This window comes from Frankia gtarii, assembly GCF_025403375.1.
GTDB classification, from domain to species: Bacteria; Actinomycetota; Actinomycetes; order Frankiales; family Frankiaceae; genus Frankia; species Frankia gtarii.
Genome location: NZ_JAMPTM010000142.1, coordinates 1 through 17,016 on the forward strand (window position 1 = coordinate 1; position 17,016 = coordinate 17,016).

The 17,016-nt window shown below is 72.8% G+C and carries 13 protein-coding genes and 1 tRNA gene; 6 read left to right on the plus strand and 8 right to left on the minus strand.

The window, feature by feature from the left end; all coding sequences use genetic code 11:
• Positions 1-217 precede the first annotated feature (217 nt).
• Entirely contained in the window at positions 218-535 is a 318-nt protein-coding gene (locus NBZ83_RS19490; protein WP_261570006.1) for a hypothetical protein, read from the plus strand.
• A 51-nt stretch (positions 536-586) separates the two neighbouring features.
• On the opposite strand, the gene NBZ83_RS19495 is transcribed toward NBZ83_RS19490, so the two are convergent.
• The 3 genes from NBZ83_RS19495 to NBZ83_RS19505 form a co-directional block, all read right to left on the minus strand.
• Positions 587-1,459, minus strand: a complete 873-nt coding sequence (locus tag NBZ83_RS19495; protein WP_261575552.1) for a DUF459 domain-containing protein — start codon at positions 1,457-1,459, stop codon at positions 587-589.
• 237 nt (positions 1,460-1,696) lie between these two features.
• The gene (locus tag NBZ83_RS19500) at positions 1,697-3,571 is read right to left on the minus strand and encodes a phospholipase D family protein (RefSeq protein ID WP_261575553.1); all 1,875 of its coding nucleotides are present in this window, start codon (positions 3,569-3,571) and stop codon (positions 1,697-1,699) included.
• 115 nt (positions 3,572-3,686) lie between these two features.
• Entirely contained in the window at positions 3,687-5,468 is a 1,782-nt protein-coding gene (locus NBZ83_RS19505) for a TerD family protein (RefSeq protein ID WP_261575554.1), read from the minus strand.
• Positions 5,469-5,634: 166 nt separating this feature from the next.
• On the opposite strand from NBZ83_RS19505, the gene NBZ83_RS19510 reads away from it, so the two are divergent.
• Positions 5,635-6,402 carry a polysaccharide deacetylase family protein gene (locus tag NBZ83_RS19510; protein ID WP_261570001.1) on the plus strand — a complete coding sequence of 256 codons (768 nt, stop codon included), beginning with the start codon at positions 5,635-5,637 and terminating at the stop codon, positions 6,400-6,402.
• Positions 6,403-6,479: 77 nt separating this feature from the next.
• Here NBZ83_RS19510 and NBZ83_RS19515 read toward each other — a convergent pair whose 3' ends face one another.
• The gene (locus tag NBZ83_RS19515) at positions 6,480-8,051 is read right to left on the minus strand and encodes an aldehyde dehydrogenase family protein (protein ID WP_261570000.1); all 1,572 of its coding nucleotides are present in this window, start codon (positions 8,049-8,051) and stop codon (positions 6,480-6,482) included.
• A gap of 462 nt (positions 8,052-8,513) precedes the next feature.
• On the opposite strand from NBZ83_RS19515, the gene NBZ83_RS19520 reads away from it, so the two are divergent.
• Complete coding sequence (locus tag NBZ83_RS19520) at positions 8,514-9,230, plus strand: response regulator (protein ID WP_136448721.1); 717 nt, start codon at positions 8,514-8,516, stop codon at positions 9,228-9,230.
• Between the two features lie 59 nt (positions 9,231-9,289).
• Here NBZ83_RS19520 and NBZ83_RS19525 read toward each other — a convergent pair.
• The 4 genes from NBZ83_RS19525 to lon all read right to left on the minus strand — a co-directional run bounded on the left by NBZ83_RS19525 (position 9,290) and on the right by lon (position 13,950).
• Positions 9,290-9,365, minus strand: a tRNA-His gene (locus NBZ83_RS19525).
• Positions 9,366-9,524: 159 nt separating this feature from the next.
• Positions 9,525-10,232, minus strand: coding sequence for an oligoribonuclease (orn, locus tag NBZ83_RS19530; RefSeq protein WP_261575555.1), 708 nt, complete (start codon positions 10,230-10,232; stop codon positions 9,525-9,527).
• 96 nt (positions 10,233-10,328) lie between these two features.
• Entirely contained in the window at positions 10,329-10,772 is a 444-nt protein-coding gene (locus tag NBZ83_RS19535; protein ID WP_261569998.1) for a hypothetical protein, read from the minus strand.
• Between the two features lie 568 nt (positions 10,773-11,340).
• The gene (gene lon / locus NBZ83_RS19540) at positions 11,341-13,950 is read right to left on the minus strand and encodes an endopeptidase La (RefSeq protein WP_261575556.1); all 2,610 of its coding nucleotides are present in this window, start codon (positions 13,948-13,950) and stop codon (positions 11,341-11,343) included.
• Between the two features lie 274 nt (positions 13,951-14,224).
• On the opposite strand from lon, the gene NBZ83_RS19545 reads away from it, so the two are divergent.
• The 3 genes from NBZ83_RS19545 to NBZ83_RS19555 all read left to right on the plus strand — a co-directional run bounded on the left by NBZ83_RS19545 (position 14,225) and on the right by NBZ83_RS19555 (position 17,004).
• A complete protein-coding gene (locus NBZ83_RS19545) occupies positions 14,225-15,193 on the plus strand; it encodes a pirin family protein (protein ID WP_261569996.1) in 969 nt (322 codons plus the stop codon).
• 333 nt (positions 15,194-15,526) lie between these two features.
• Positions 15,527-16,201 (plus strand): Crp/Fnr family transcriptional regulator, encoded by a 675-nt coding sequence (locus NBZ83_RS19550; protein ID WP_261570007.1) that lies wholly within the window; start codon positions 15,527-15,529, stop codon positions 16,199-16,201.
• Positions 16,202-16,272: 71 nt separating this feature from the next.
• A complete protein-coding gene (locus NBZ83_RS19555; protein ID WP_261569995.1) occupies positions 16,273-17,004 on the plus strand; it encodes a hypothetical protein in 732 nt (243 codons plus the stop codon).
• The last annotated feature ends 12 nt before the right edge of the window (positions 17,005-17,016 follow it).

Sequence of the window (17,016 nt, forward strand, 5' to 3'; positions counted from 1 at the left end):
CCCGCCACCGGATCGTCCGCCGCTGAAGCGCCCGGCGGCGGAATCCATGCCGGAGAGGCGCCGAACGGGGCCGGAATCGCAGACCATTCCGTAATGTCATGATTCGGTTTCACCGCCGGTGGGGATGCCCTTCGGGGGCGGAGGGAACGTCCGCCAGTCACCTTGCCGGCCTCGCAGATGCGGCCGGGACGGCGGCGCCCAGCGGAGGAGGGGACTCATGATCACAAACGGTCTGATGGTCGACGTCGCATGGCCCGAGCTACCCCGCGGCATCGCGGGCCCCGACGAGCTCGCCGATCAGCTCGACGCCAGCCTGCGTGACCGAGCCGGGATCACCTCCGTCGATCAGCATGGCCTCGCCGTGTGCGTCTACCGTCCGGGGGAGGTCGAGGCGCTCGCCGCCGACCTCGCCGATCGGCTGTCCGTCATCGGCATGTCCGACCGCACGTATCTGTCGTGGCGCGACGATCTGGGCGTGCACCGACGCTCGGTGACTGGCCGGCGGATGGCCACGACCGGCCGCCGGGTCGCCTGAGCTTCGGGGTTCGGTGCGCCCCCCGGCCGCCACACCCTTCGTACCTTTCGGCTAGGACCGCGGTGGGCGTCCACCCTGCGCGCCGGCCACGCGCCGGCCGTCTTCGCCGGCGGTGCCGTCGCCGCCGGTGCCGCCCCGGTCGGGGCTGTTGTCGCCGGGGCCGGAGTCGCGGTTGTCACCGGTGTCGGCGCCGTCGGGCTGGCTGAGGGCCTCGCGGGCGATCGCCGTGCCATAACGGACCGCGCCGGGGGAGGGCACCGGGCAGGCGATCATCGGCGGCTGGACCAGCGGGCAGAAGTGGGTGCCGTCCGGGCTGCGCACCGTGACCATCCCGCCGGGGCCGCAGGTCTCCCCGACTGCGCAGGGCAGCGTCGGGGTGTAACGGCCGTCGACGGTGATCGCCCGGCCGGCGGGGGCGACGCGGGTGCGCTGGTGGGTCCCGGCGATCTGCCGCCACACCCGGTCCAGCGAGGTCAGCCCGGCGGCGTCGACCGGCTGGTCGCGCCGGGGCGGGGCATCGACGAGGATGACTTCGGCGCCCCGGCTGGTCAGCAGCTCGACCGCCCGGGTGACGTCCTCCCGGTAGGCGGTCACCAGGTCCCGTCCCTGCATGCACGCCGTCCCCTGGTTACCCGAGAAGGCTATTGCGGCCACGGTCGGTCGCCAGCGCCGGGACTGATCGCGGATGTCGGGCAGCCAGTCGCAGGGGGCGGTGCCGCCCCAGGTACGCACCAGCACCTGGCTGTGGCCGTCGGCTCGCACCGTCCGGCTGAACGACGCGCCTGCCTCCCAGGCGAGCGAGTCGCCCCACATCGCCACCCGCGGACGGTCATGCGAGGTGCGGGAGACGACCGCCGCCCCCGCCACGAGCACGACCGCGACGACGAACAACCAGCTGATCGGGCCCAGCCGTCCGATCCGCACCCTTCGCCCTTCCTCGACGCGCCCCGCCCGCAGCGCTCCCGGCGGCGCCCGCCGCGCCGCGAACCCCGCACCAGGCGGGCAGGCCGCACAGCCGATGCCGGGCGGGCATCGACCGGCATCCCTCCATGGTGCCTACCGGCGGCCGCGATCGTGGTGCGACCGGCGATTCAACTGACCCGTTGGGTGTGATCTGGGTAGCACGTGGGTGGCGCAGCTGGTGTGGGTACCGGGTGGCCGTCACCATTCGCCCGCGGCGCGCATCCGGTGCGGCCGGCCGTCGGGGTCGTAGAGCGAATGGTAGAGCGGGGCGGACCAGGCCCGGCTCAACCGGCTCAGCCGCGCCGGGCGGTGCGGGCGGACCCGACCCGGCGGCCGGTCGCCGACCCGCCCGCCGGCATGCCAGGCGGCCAGGTCCTCGGCGCGGGCGCGGAACGCCGCGAAGCCCGACTCCGGGTCGAGCAGCTCGCCGTCCGGGCCCTCCCAGTCCAGATGCTCGCGCCACAGCTGCAGCCGCAGGTCGCGGGCGAAGACCCGGGCGCCGTCCCCCAGCCCGGCCGGATCCCGCGGCTCACGGGGATCCAGCGCGTCGTCGATCGTCGCGATGGCCAGCTCGCTGTCGTGCGTCCATGATCGCCGGTTGAGGTTGTCCGACCCCACCGACGCCCACACGTCGTCGACCGTCACCGCCTTGGCATGCACATAGACGGGGGTGCCGGCATGGTTCTCGACGTCGTAGACCCCGACCCGGTCGCCGCCGGCCGCCCGGCACAGCTCCAGGGCCTGCTCGCGGCCGACGAGGTTCGGCGGCAGCGAGAACCGTCCACCCTGGGTGGGATGGCGCGGCACCACGATGATCAGATGCAGCTCCGGGGCGCGGCGCAGCGCGTCGGCGAACAGCCGGGCGACCTCGGTGGACCACATGTACTGGTCCTCCAGGTAGATCAGCCGGCGGGCGCGGCGCAGCACCTTCTGGTAGGCGCGGGCGATCGAGCGTTCCCCCGCGCGAGCGAACGGGTACGGCGGGCGCAGCTTGCGCGGGTAGGTGCGCAGGATCTGGACGTTGTGCGAGCCGGCCGCCGGCGGATCGGGACGCTGGGCCGGCAGCTCGTCGGTCCGGGTCGCCACCGGGCGGATGCGGTAGAACAGCCGCCGCAGCGGGTTCGGGTTGTCCAGGCTCGACGGGTCGTCCCACCGTTCGCGGAAGGTGTGCTCCAGATCGCCGACCGCCGGGCCTCGCACCTCGACCTGGATGTCGTGCCAGGGCGGGGCGTCGCCGTAGGGGGCGGCCATCGGCTGGCTCTGCGGGTCACCCGCATGGGCCGCGTCGTCGCGCCGGTTGTAGCACAGATCGATCCCGCCGGCGAAGGCCACGCCGGCGCCCGGATCGTCGCCGGGACGCGCGATCACCAGCTTCTGGTGATGGGAGCCGCCGCGGCGCACCCGCTGGTCCAGCACGACCCGCGCCCCGGCGCTGGTGAGCTGCTCCGCGAGCAGCCGGTTCGGTTTCGAGCTGAACGACAGCAGCTCCAGATGCGAACGCCACATCAGCCCGCGGACCGCGACCCCGCGGCGGGCCGCCCGGCCCAGCACCTCGCCGACCTCGGAGCCGGCGCCGTCCAGACGCTGGTCGTAATCCCCGCGCCAGTCGGTGAACAGCAGCAGGTCACCGTCGCCGAGTCCCTCGACGGTCGCCAGCAGCCGGCTGAAGTAGTCCCGGCCGTGCACGAGCGGTACGACGAGGTTGCCGCTGGTCCACGGCCGGCCGTCGGGATGGCGCCGGTCCAGGTCGGTGCTCGGGTTCCCGCGCTCCTCGGCGGTCAGGAACCAGCCGGCGAGCACCGCCGTGCCGTCCGCGTCCGGCCCGGAGCTGGCCGCCCCGCCGCCCGGCTCGTCCTCCCGGGCGGGCGGGACAGCTGGTATCGGCTGTGCCGGCGGCGGCTGTGACGGCTGTGACGGCGGGGCTGGCTGTGATGGCGGGGCTGGCTGTGACGGCGGGGCGGCCGGAGCCGGTAACGCGTCCGATGCCGTGGTCCTGCTGGTGCCGCCCGCCGCCGCCACATCACTCGGACCCACCGCCGACGTATCTCCCGACTGTGCCACGGATCTGCTCATCGATCCCTTCCTCCGGGATGAAACCGCCACTCCCGGCGAGTCATCCGATCCCCGGCAGGCCACGCGCAGCCTGGGGTCGTGCCGTCCGTCCTGGCCGTGCACCCGCGGTCCGTCATCAGATCCGCGCACCCTTGGTGCGGTTGCACCGCCGGCACAGCAGCTGCAGGTTGTCGACGCTCGACGCGCCGCCGCGGCTGAACGGGATCACATGGTCGAACTCCAGATGTTCGCTGCCGCCGCACTCGACGCACACCCCGCCGTCGCGCCGCCACACCTCCGCCTTCACCGCCTGCGGGATTACCCGGCTCGCCCGGCTGCCCGGGGCGATGACCTGCCGTCGGGCGACCCGCAGGATGCCGGCCAGCACCGCCGCGACGTACTGCGGGTCATCCACCAGGTAGCTGCCCGAGCCGCGGCTGGTGGTGGCGGCGATCTCGACGCAGCCGCCCCGCGCCTCCACCTCGACGATCTTGGCCAGGCCGAGCTCGGCGCCCCGCCCGGTCTCGCCGAGGAAGCGCAGCTTGCGGTTGGTGGCGAGCAGCCGGCCGGGGGAGTGCTGGGGGCCGGCGGCGGCCTGCTGGACGAGGGTGGCCGGCACGTCGAGGTGCACGATCTCGTCGAGTTCGAGGTGCAGGGAGCCCTCCGGCAGCCGGGGCAGCTCGCCGGCGCCGATCCGGGTCAGCTCCAGGCCGCGGGCCAGGCGGTGGCGCAGCGCGTCCAGACCCGGGCCGGCGAGGCGCAGGTGCGCGGCCGCCGCCTCGATGCGGTCGACCTCGTCCTGCTCGATCACCCCGTCGGCGAGCGCGAACGCCGTCAGCCGCTCCAGATGCGCCGGCCCGACCGTCTGCACGATCTCCCAGCCCGCCGACTCCGGAATCCGCTGGTAGCGCAGGTCGGCCCACAACGGTTCGAGGTCGGCGCCGGTCGGGTCGCCCCGCGTCAGTGACGACACCACCCGCGCGCGCCAGTCCCACAGGTACGCCCGGATCGCCTGTGCGCACTCCTCACAGGCCGGCGGCCCGCCGAGCAGCCGCCACCGCTTGGGCGCGCCGCACCGCCCGCAGCTCGTGTCCGACTCCGTGAGGATCGGCGTGGGCGGCCCCTGCCAGCGGTCCCCGTCCCACCAGCGCATGTGGTCCGGGCGCACCGGATCGGGGTACCAGTCCGCCCGGATCCGCCTCCCCGGACGCGACGAACGGGCCGCCGGCACCTCGGCCTGCCTCCCGGCATCCTCCGTCGGCGCCTCGGCCTGCCCCTCGGTCTCCGCCGCCGCTTCGGCCTCTTCCTCGGCGAGAGTCCGGGCCTCGGGGGTGGTGTCCGCATCGACCTCGGGCAGCACCCGTGTGGGCTCCTCCCCGGTCGGGTCGGCATCGGCGGGACCGTCGCCGCGGACGTCGATGCCGAAGCCGTGGGCGAGCCCGGCGAGGCCGCTGTCCCAGCCCTGGGCGACGGCGCGGAACCGCCAGCCGCCCGCCCGGCGGTAGAGCTCCCCGAACACCAGGGCCGTGACCGGCTCGTCGGGCTCCGCGACGAACCGGCCCACCGGCCCACCGGCCTGGTCGGTCAGCTCGACGGCGAGGTCGGCCAGCTCGGCGAAGGTCCCCGCGTCGAGCGAGCCGGCGATCACGATCCGGGTCACGTCCGGTTCCACCCGGGGCAGCGTCACCAGCAGGCCGGCCGATCCGGGGCCGGCGGCCGTCAACGTGATCGCACCCGAAGGATGGTTCGGCGCGTTGAAGAACACGAAGTCGCCGTCGGAACGAACCCGATCCTCGTCGGTGACGAGGAGCGCGCAGACATCCACCACCCGACCCTGGGCCCAGCCGACCGAGACGCGCAGCACCCCGGCGGGGACGGGGATGTTGGCGCCCTTCTGCAGGGCCGGGGCCAGGGTCATGGTGCCTTCCGCGGGTCGGGGCGGCGGCGGTCCGCCGGCCGCCGTCGACATGTCTGCGTGGAAGGAATGTATGCCGATCGGCCCGGACGGCGGCCAGTCCTGACATTTCGGGCCGGTGGTGAGTCGCGCTGGGGGCGCGGCGCCACGTGTGGCAGAGTTTCGCCTCATGACGCGGTCCGTCACGACGCGCAGGTCAACCGTGGGGCGCCGCGCCGCCCGCACGGCGATGGTGCTGGGTGCCACGGCGGGGCTCACCTACAGCCTGCCGTCGCTGACCACGCTGCGCCGGCTGCGGCTGCGGGTCACCCCGAACCTCGCCGGGATCGGCGCCGCCGACCATGTCGCGCTCACCTTCGACGACGGGCCCGACCCCGTCTCGACCCCCCAGTTCCTCGAGGTGCTCGCCGAGCTCGACGTCCAGGCGACGTTCTTCGTCCTCGGCAGTCTGCTGGCGGACTCACCGGCCCTGGCCCGGGAGATGGTCGCCGCCGGTCACGAGCTCGCCGTGCACGGCTGGGACCACCGCCCGATGCTGCTGCGCGGCCCGCGGTCCACCCGCGACCAGCTCGAGCGCACCCGCGACCTGGTCGCCGAGGTCACCGGCCGTGCCCCCCAGTTCGTCCGGCCGCCGCACGGCATCCTGTCCACCGGACTGCTCGTCGCCGCCCGGGACCTGGAGCTGACGCCGGTGCTGTGGTCGGCGTGGGGCCGGGACTGGACGGCCGAGGCGACCCCGCGCAGCGTCCTGGCCACCCTCGCGCCCGACCTGCGTGGTGGGGCCACCGTGCTGCTGCACGACTGCGACTGCACCTCGGCGCCCGGAGCCTGGCGCAGCGCGCTGGGCGCCCTGCCGGAGATCGCCGCCCGCTGCGACGACGCCGGCCTGCGCCTCGGCCCCCTCGCCGAGCACGGCCTGCCCGGCCCCGGCCCCTGACCGCCGCCACCGCCCGGCAGGCTTCCCGGTGGTCGTCCGTCCCGAGGTGGTCCCTCAGATCTCGGGGTAGCGGTCCCTCAGATCTCGGGGTAGAGGGAGTAGCTGGGGAAGTTGCCGACCAGGCGCTCGTTCGGGTCGGCGCTGACGGTGACGGCCCTGGCGAGGTGGGCGCCGCCGACGAACGCGCCCTTCCAGGACGCGCCGCGCCCGCCGAACGGTTCGTCGCGGTCGCCGCGGGAACGTGGCTTGTTGACGCCGACCTTGAACGCCTGCAGCTCCCCGGCGAGCCGGTGGGCGTACGACTCGTCGTCGCAGGCCAGGGAGGCGACCAGTGCGCCGTTGGAGGCGTTCATGGCCGCCAGCAGCTCGGCCTCGGAGTCGACGACGACGATCGTGTCGACCGGCCCGAACGGTTCGGCGTGGTGCAGCGCGCTGGAGGCGGGCGGGTGCAGGATCGCCACCGGCGGGACGTAGGCGGAGGTGTCCTGCCCGGGGATGAATCGGCCGTCGGCGATGTCGCCGCGGTAGAGCGGCACGCCGCCCTTGGTGATCGCCTCGTCGACCTTCGCGGCGAGTTCCGTGGCCTTGTCGGTGGTGATGACGGGACCGTAGTCCAGCTCGGGTAGCGGGTCGGCGTCGTCGGCGACGGCCAGCGGATGGCCGAACTGGACCCCGGAGACCACCGGCAGGTACATCTCGAGGAAGCGGTCGAAGAGCTGGCGCTGGACGACGTAGCGGGGGTAGGCGGTGCAGCGCTGCTTGCCGTACTCGAAGCCCTTCTTCAGATGGGCGGCGAGGGAGTCCCACTGGGAGAAGTCCCAGATGCCCCAGGCGTTGAGCCCCTCCTGCTCGAGGAAGTGGCGCTTGCCGGTGTCGACGAGGGCGGCGGCGACCTGCCCGCCGGCGGAGCGGCCGCCGACGAACGCCAGGCAGCCGATCTCCGGGGCGCGCACCAGCGCCGAGGACAGCCTCGAGCCCGACCCGCTCACCAGCGAGACCGGCAGACCCTCCCGGCGGGCCAGGGCGCTGGCCAGTGTCAGGCAGGCGGCGCCGCCGTCGGTGGGGGTCTTCGCGATCGTGCCGTTGCCGGCGAGGATCTGGACCAGCATGGCGTGCATGAGCACGCTCATCGGGTAGTTCCAGCTCGCGATGTTGCTGACCGGGCCGGGCAGCGGGCCGCGGCCGGCGATCATGCCGTCGATCTCGTCGAGGTACCAGCGGACGCCGTCGAGGGCACGGTCGACGTCGGTGAGGGCGAGGCGCCAGGGCTTGCCGATCTCCCAGACGAGCAGCAGTGCCAGCAGTTCGCGGTGGGTGTCCATCGCGTCGACCGCGGCGCGGACACGGGCCTTGCGCTCGGCCAGCGCCACGTCGCGCCATTCCTTGTGGTCGTCGAGGGCGGCCCTGATCGCCTCGTGCGCCTCCTCCTGGCCCAGCATGGGCGGTCCGGCGATCGGCGAGCCGTCGACGGGGGAGTGGCTGTGCAGGGGATTGCCGGTGCGGCGCCACTCGCCGCCCCAGAGGTTGCGCAGGCGGTCGGAGTCGAACGCCTCGGGGGCGATCTCGCGGCAACGGGCGAACGCTTCGGACCAGGTCGTACCCGGCTTGATGTGGAGTCGCGGCTGAGGGGTGCTGGTGGTCGCGGCCATACACATGAGATTGAGGGTTAACCGCCGTACGCGCCAGCAGAAGAGTGACGCATACCGTACATCCGATAATTCGATCGACCGCAGATAACGGTACCCGCCGATTGACGGCCGGTAAATTGGCGCAACGAGCGCTCATTACGTGGCCCGGACGCCGACCGGCCGATTGCCGTGGTCGCGCCCGTGTCTGGCCGTGGCATCCCGGTCGGACAACAACTCCCTGACCGGCCGAAACCGCTGCCGTTCCAGTGCCGAAGCCGGCGAAACGCGGTGGCGGAGACGGTCCACCGCGTACTATTTCCGGCATGTCGGATGCGTCAATGGGGGGAGATGCGGGCGTCACCCGGGCGCTGTCACGACCTCTGGTGTGTACCTCATCACGTAGAGTGGAAGGGTGTCCGAACCATCTTTCGTTCGCGTCCGCGTCGTCGCCCGGACGATTCGATCCTGATTCCCGGATGTGTGATGACGGCCAGTGTCGTGCCGCCGTCGGCCGCTGAAGCCGACCCTGTCGAGGGCTCCGTACCGATCCGGGTCCTCGTTGTAGACGATCATGAGCTTTTTCTTCAGGGCCTGCAGACGGTTCTGGAGATCGAGGAGGACATCAGCGTCGTCGGCCGCGCCGGTGACGGCCAGGAGGCGCTGACCCTGGCCTCCGGCACCTCGCCGGACATCGTGCTGATGGACGTCCGCATGCCCGGCCGGGACGGCATCGCCGCGGCCGGGGCGATCAAGCGGGCGATGCCGCGCACCCGGATCGTCATGCTCACCGTGTCGGACGAGGAGTCCGACCTGTTCGAGGCGATCAAGGCGGGTGCCGTCGGATACCTGCTCAAGTCGATCCCGCCGCACGAGGTGGCTGACGCCGTCCGCGCCGTGCACAACGGGCAGAGTCTGATCAGCCCATCGATGGCGTCGAAGCTGATGGTCGAGTTCGCCACGATGGCCCGCGGCACCGAGGACCGCCCTCGCGTGCACGCCCCGCACCTGACCGCCCGCGAGCTCGAGGTGCTCAAGCTCGTCGCGGAGGGCCGGGCGAACCGCGAGATCGCCCGCAAGCTGTTCATCAGCGAGAACACGGTCAAAAACCACGTGCGCAACATCCTGGACAAGCTCCAGCTGCACTCGCGGATGGAGGCCGTCATGTACGCGGTGCGCCAAGGCCTGTTCGACATCGAGTGATGCCCTGACGCAGGAAGAGCACATGTTGATCCACGTTCAGATCAACATGTGCTCTGCGTTGGGGTGGATGACGGGACTTGAACCCGCGGCCACCGGGACCACAACCCGGTGCTCTACCAACTGAGCTACACCCACCATGACCGATGACCACACCTGGCTTGGCTGATCGGGACGCACCGGTGAGCTCCTACCGGTACGGACCCCGAGTGCGCCGCCTGGAGCGTCTCACCGAGCGAAGCCATCGTACCGGGCGATGCCGCCTCGTGGGCAGGGGGGTCGCCGGTGACGTGGGTATCACGTTGCGTTCGCGCGGTCCGGGGCGGTCGACGGGGTGCCCTCCACCGCGGTGCCCCCGGGCGGCGCCGTCGCGGTGGCCGGGTCGGGGGTGCCGGCGGGGAGCGCGGCAAGGATGGCGTCGGTCTGGGCGCGGACCTCGGCCGCGATCGTCCGCGCCTGCTCGGTGCTGGGGCCGGGTGGCGGCACGAACAGCGCCTGCCGGTAGTAGCGCAGCTCCTCGATGCTTTCCTGGATGTCGGCCAGCGCCCGGTGTCCGCCGCGCTTGACCGGCGCGGCGTAGTACGTCCGCACGTACCAGCGCCGGGCCAGTTCCTTGATCGACGAGACGTCGATCATGCGGTAGTGGAGGTGGGCGTCCAGCGACGGCATGTAGCGGGCGAGGAAGGTGCGGTCGGTGGCGATCGAGTTGCCGCACAGCGGCGCCTTGCGCACCTCCGGCACGCGGGCGCGGATGTAGTCGAGGACCTGCGCCTCCGCGTCCGCCAGGGGCAGTGTGGAGGCGCGGACGGCGGCGGTGAGGCCGGAGGTCTGGTGCATCTCGCGCACGACGGGCACCATCGCGTCCAGCGCCTCGTCCGGCGCCGAGATGACCAGGTCGATGCCCTCGTCGAGGATGTTTAGCTCACTGTCCGTAACCAGGCAGGCCACTTCCAGCAGCAGATCCGACGCGGCATCCAGGCCCGTCATCTCGCAGTCGATCCACACCAGACGATCCATCCCGCTGACACTAGGGTCTGCGGCTCGCAACGTCACGCGCACCCCCGGGAGTTGGCTGCAAGGTCGGGCAAAAGGCGCCGGAGGTCAGCCGGTTGCAGCAATACTGTTACTCACGGTAAACGTGATGGAGATCTGTTCGGTCGCCACCTCGGTCGGGATGGCTGTCAGGGTGTAGTCCCCGTTCGGTACCTCGGTGGTCTGCCAGCCGCCGGCATGGGGGTTGAACACGTAGGGCGGCCGGTCCAGGTTCAGCCGGAACGGGACGATCGGCCCGTTGAGCACGTACTCCAGCGGGCCGTCGTAGCTGGCCGATTCGACCCGGATCACGCGGAAACCCGAGATCCGCTCGCCCGGCTGGATGCCGGCGAAGGCGAGCGGCGTGCCGGTCGGCCGCGGGGGGGACGGGGCGAGGAGACGATCGGTGGCGGTGAGGGTGGCCGTGGCCACCGGGTGCGACGCGGGCTGGTTCTTGGCGTACCCGAAGACCAGAATCGGCATGAGTATCAGCGCTGCGAAGAACAGCGCCAAGCCGATCCAACCTCGTCTGAGGGCGTCCACGTTGTCCGGGTCCCTCCGCCACGCAGGCCCATGGGGGATCCGATTACTCTAATGGGCCGGTTTGCGGCGCTCACCAGCGCCCTTACCTCGGGCGGGCGATCGTGGGCTCGGCGGGCGGCGGGCGATGGGCGGCGGACGGCACTTGGCGGAGAGCGGGCGCCGGAATGGGAGCCGTCAGCGGGTGCGCCGCCGCCGGCCGGGCGGTCTGCTCGGCGGGCGCGCCTGGCCGCGGTTGTCGCGCGGTCGCTGCCGCACCCCTTGTCGTTGGAACCCCAGGATGCGCTGCTGTGCAATGCGCTCCTGCCGAAGACAGCGGCCACTATCCACGTCTCGACCGTAGCCGCGATCGAGGGTGTGCGCCTGCCGCGTCACATGGTGTTTACCTTGTCCACGGCGTGTCGCTTGCGGGCCGTACGCGGACCAGTCCAGGCACGCCGGCCCGCTTCAGGACTATCCGCCCAGCTCACGGCGGGCGTCCGCCCGCTGTCCGGCCGGCGCCCGGGGGCACCGGCCGGACCACTGCAGGGCCAGGGCGGGATCAGGCGGCCAGGGCCGCGGGGGACTGCCCGGCACGCCCCGACGGCCGGCCGTGGTGGTTGGCGTCGAAGGCGGGCTCAAGCGCCAGGTTCAGCACCTCCCGGACGTCGGTCACCAGGTGAACGGTGAGTGCGTCGCGCACCGGGGCGGGCACGTCGTCGAGGTCCGGCCCGTTGCGCTGGGGCAGCAGCACGGTGGTGAGGCCGGCCCGGTGCGCGGCGAGCAGCTTCTGCTTCACCCCGCCGATCGGCAGCACCCGCCCGGTCAGCGACACCTCGCCGGTCATCGCCACATCCGCCCGGACCGGCCGGCCGGACAGCAGCGACGCGAGCGCCGTCGTCATCGTCACCCCGGCGCTGGGCCCGTCCTTCGGCACGGCCCCCGCGGGGACGTGCACGTGGACGCCGCGGTCGGCGAGGTCGCCGACGGGCAGCTCCAGCTCCACCCCATGCGAGCGCAGGTAGGACAGGGCGATCTGCGCCGACTCCTTCATCACGTCGCCGAGCTGGCCGGTCAGCGTGATGCCCGCACCACCCGTCTCCGGGTCGGCCAGGGACGCCTCGACGAACAGCACGTCGCCGCCGGCACCCGTGACCGCCAGGCCCGTCGCGACCCCGGGCAGGGCCGTGCGCTCCGCCGACTCCGGGGTGTGCCGAGGCCGGCCGAGGTAGCCGGTCACATTCCCGGCGTCGATCGCGGCCGGCAGCGTGGCCTCGCCGAGCGCCACCCGGGCGACGACCTTGCGCAACAGTCGGGCGATCGAGCGTTCCAGATCGCGCACGCCGGCCTCGCGGGTGTACTCCGCGGCCAGCGCGTGCAGAGCGTCGTCGCCGACGGTGACGTCGCCCTCGGCGAGCCCCGCCCGGTCGAGCTGGCGGCGCAGCAGATGGTCGCGGGCGATGACGACCTTCTCGTCCTCGGTGTAGCCGTCGAGCCGGATGAGTTCCATCCGGTCCAGCAGCGGCGCCGGAATGGCCTCCAGCACGTTCGCCGTGGCCAGGAACAGCACGTCGGAAAGGTCCAGCTCCACCTCGAGGTAGTGGTCGCGGAAGGTGTGGTTCTGCTCGGGGTCGAGCACCTCCAGCAGCGCCGCCGTCGGGTCGCCGCGGTAGTCCGCGCCGAGCTTGTCGACCTCGTCCAGCAACACCACCGGGTTCATCGACCCGGCCTCGCGGATCGCCCGCACGATGCGACCCGGCAGCGCCCCGACGTAGGTGCGCCGGTGGCCGCGGATCTCGGCCTCGTCGCGCACGCCGCCGAGCGCCACCCGGACGAACGAGCGGCCCATGGCCTTCGCGATCGACTCGCCGAGCGACGTCTTGCCGACGCCGGGCGGGCCGGCCAGCGCCAGCACCGCGCCGCCACGCCGACCGCCGACGACCCCGAGGCCGGCGTCCGCACGCCGCCGGCGCACCGCCAGATGCTCGATGACCCGGTCCTTGACGTCGTCGAGCCCGGCATGGTCGGCGTCGAGCACGGCGCGGGCCGCGGTGATGTCGTAGGAATCCTCGGCGCGGACGTTCCACGGCAGGTCGAGGACCGTGTCGAGCCAGGTGCGGATCCAGCCGCCCTCGGGCGAGGACTCGGCCGTGCGCTCCAGCTTGTCGACCTCCTTGAGCGCCGCCGCCCGCACCTTCTCGGGCAGGTCCGCGGCCTCGACCCGGGCCCGGTAGGCAGCCGGCTCAGAGCCGTTCGCTCCGTCGGCGCCGCCGCCGCCCGAGCCGTCCAGCTCGGACAGCTCCTTGCGGACGGCCTCGAGCTGACGGCGCAGGAGGAACTCGCGCTGCTGGCGGTCCATGCCCTCCTGGACGTCGCGGCGGATCGTCTCGGCGACGCCCAGCTCGGCCAGGTGCTCCTTCGTCCAGGTCAGCAGCCGCTCCAGGCGGGTGCCGACCGCCGGCGTGCCGAGCAGCTCGATCTTCTGCGCGGTCGTCAGGTAGGAGCTGTAGCCGGCCGTGTCGGCGAGCGTGGCGGGGTCGGAGATCGCAGATACAGAGTCGACGATCTGCCAGGCGCCGCGTTGGCGCAGCAGGTCTGTGACCAGCGCCCGGTACTCCTTGGCGAGCTTGTCCACCCGGGCGGCCTCGTCGGCGGGGGAGTCGGCACGGGTGCCGGCCGGGTCGTCGAGCGCGCCGAACGGAGCGGCCGCGTCATCGTCGACGACGACCGCGTCCACCCACCGCACGCTGGCACCCACCCCGTCGCCGGCAGTGGCATCGTCGGCAGTGGCATCGCTGGCAGTGGCATCGTCGGTGCCGCGGCCGGCCGGAGCAGGCCGGACGCCGCCGACGTGGGCCCGCGCCGTGCCACGCACGACCGCCGCCGAGCCGCCGCGCGGCAGTCGGCCGACCTGCTCGATCACCCCGACCGTGGCGACCTCGGCGAGCTCGCCGTCGACGCGGGGAACGAGCAGCACCTCGGCCGGGCGGCCGGTGGCGCGGCTGGAGATCCCCGGCGCGCGGGCGTCCGGGGAGCCGGCTGACCCGCCGGCACGGGCGGCGTCCACGGCGGCTCGGGTCTGCTCGTCGGACATGTCGAGGGAGACGACCATGCCAGGGAGGACAACGGCGTCGTCGAGCGGCAGGACGGGCAACACCCGGATCTGTGGCATGTGGTCCACCCTCACGTGAAGAAGTTGAGTCACCTGGACTGAAGTCACTTCAGCCCATCATTGTTCCCGAGGTTGCTCGCCCAGAGCGAACATCCCCGGGGCGATGCCCGTGCGGCCGCTCCACCGTCGGCCGCGGGCGCCGGTGGTGGGAAGAATTGCGGTGGAGGTCTGGTTGTGAGGGCCAGGTAGTTGCATGTACAACTGTCAAGGACGCCGGGACGGGGCCGCCAGGGCCGGTCCGCCAGGTGGCCGCAAGCACAGCCAGGAGGACGACATGCCCGCCGTCACCGCCGACACCGTCCGGCTGCCCCGGCTGGCCGAGCCCGCGCTCGGCGCCGTCGACCGCCCGGTGCGCACGATCACGACCGCGCCCGGCGGCTTCGAGGGCGAGGGGTTCCCGGTCCGTCGCGCCTTCGCCGGCGTCCGGCTTCCCGATCTCGACCCGTTCATCCACATGGACGAGATGGGCGCGGTCGACTACGGCCCCGGCGAGCCCAAGGGCACCCCGTGGCACCCGCACCGCGGCTTCGAGACCGTCACCTACATGATCGACGGCACGTTCCAGCACCAGGACTCCCACGGCGGTGGCGGCCTCATCACCGACGGCGCGACGCAGTGGATGACCGCCGGCGCGGGCATCCTGCACATCGAGACCCCGCCGGAGGAGCTGGTCGTGCGCGGGGGCCTGTTCCACGGCATCCAGCTCTGGGTGAACCTCCCGGCCCGGGACAAGTTCACCCCGCCGCGCTACCAGAACCTCGAGGCCGGGCAGGTGGAGCTGGTCGCCTCGCCGGACGGCGGCGCGCTGCTGCGCGTCATCGCGGGCGAGGTGGGCGAGTACCGGGGGCCGGGCTCGACGCACACGCCGATCTCCGTCGTCCACGCGACGGTGAGCCCCGGGGCGCGGGTGCATGTTCCCTGGAACCCGGAGTTCAACGCCCTCGTCTACATCCTGGGCGGCCGCGGCACGGTCGGTCCCGCGGGCCGGCCGATCGAGGCCGGGCAGCTCGCCGTCCTCGGTGCCGGGGATCTGGTGACGGTGGCCGCCGACACGCGGCAGGACGCGGCGACGCCGGTGCTGGAGGTCCTGTTCCTGGGCGGGCGCCCGATCCGCGAGCACGTCGAGGCGTACGGGCCGTTCGTCATGAACACCCGTGCGGAACTCATCCAGGCCGTCGAGGACTTCCAGGCCGGCAAGCTCGGCGTCATCCCGGCCGGCGCGCTCATGCCCCACCGCGGCTGAGACCGCTCGCGGTCCGGGTCGGTGCGTGAACCGGCCCGGACCTCTTTGCGCAATGCGGGCGATCCGTACCCTCGCGTTCCCGGAATGGCTCGTTCGGATGATTTTATCTCGGTATGCTAGATCGGCATCCGGATGACGGGACCGGACGTCCGGTGACGACTTCTCCCGCGAACGGCCGTCGGGCACGCCGCCGGCGGCGCACGCGTATACGCAGGTGCGCGTGAGGTCCGCGCTGTCGAGGGCCGGCCGTCCTGGCATGGGCGAGGGGGCGTCGTGTGGCAGGAGCCTGGACTGGTGGGAGGCGGGCCCGACCGGGATCCGCGGCCGCGCCGGATGAAATGGCCGGCGGCGAGCGTTCTCGGCCGGATACCGGTGGAAAATCACGCGGAGATCCTGCGGCTCGGTTCGTATCGTGAATACACGAGTGAAGAGGTCGTCATGCACGAGGGCGACCGCACGAACTTCGTCGTCCTGCTGCTCAACGGCTGGGTGAAGGTCACCGCCGCCACCGAGAACGGCGGGTTCGCCCTGCTCGCGATCCGGCACGGGGGTGATCTCGTCGGTGAGCTCGCGGGGCTCGATTCCGAGCCGCGGGTGGCGACCGTGACCGCGGCCGGCGCGGTGCTCGCGAAGGTTGTTCGGGCGGATGCCTTCGTCGCGTTCCTGCGCCGGCAGCCCGACGTGCACCAGGTGCTGAGCAGCACGATCGCGGCGAAACTGCGCTCGGCGACCCGGCGGCGGGTCGAGTTCGGCGGCTGCTCGGTCGCGGTGCGGGTGGCGCGGGTGATCCTGGAGCTGGAGCGGGCCTACGGCGGCTCGTCGCCGAGTGGGCACCGTTCGGTCGGGGTCTCGCTCACCCAGCCGGAGCTCGCCGCCCTCGTGGGCGCCGCCGAGCCGACGGTCCACAAGGTGCTCCGGGACCTGCGCCAGCGAGGCGTCCTCGCCACCGGCTACCGGGCCGTGGTGATCCAGGATCTCGACGCGCTGCGGCTCGCCGCAAACCCGTGAGAATACGGGGCGGCCGCCGGCGTCCCCGGTGACACTGAAACTCCCCTGGCTCCGACCCGCGGAGGTTCAGCGTGAGTGAAAGGCCACCGGGTATCCGGCGGTTGTGCGTCGCGATGGAGATGGACGGGGACGCCGGCGAGATACCCGGCGTGCTACGGCCGCGGCGATGGCGGCGGGATCTCGGCGCAGTCATCGAGGAGCTCGGTCGGGTCGCCGCCCTCGACCGGGCGCACTGGAACCCGCCCGCCACCGGCGGTGGGGAAATCGCCTTTCTGCCGCCCGGAATCGACGAGGGGCGGTTCGTCGCGGCATTCGTCAACACACTGCGTTCCGCCATCGCCCGACTGAACGACGGGGTGCCGCGGACGGAACGGGTTCGCCTGCGGGTGGCACTGCACCAGGGAATCACCCATCTCGACGAATCGGGTTTTTCCGGACGGGCGGTGGTGAAGGTCGCCGCGCTGCGCGACTGTGCCGAATTACGCGCCGAGCTGCGGCGCCATCCGAGTGTCGATGTCGTTCTGGCGGTGTCCAGCGAGCTCTTCGACGACGTGGTCGAGCACGACTACCCGGGGTTGCGCGGCCGCGACTTTCGGCCGGAGCAGGTGGGGCTGGCCGCAGGGCCCGGCGCCGACGCCTGGTTCCTCATGCCCGGCCTCACCGGGGCGACGCCCCGGCCCGCCGCCGCGCCGGCCACCCGGGACGCGGCCGGCGGACCCCGGCTGGAACTCGCCCGAGAAACACTCCCACTGGCCGCCGCCAGGGCAACGTCCACCGCGCCCCGGCCGGTCACCGCCCACTGACCCCCACCGGCT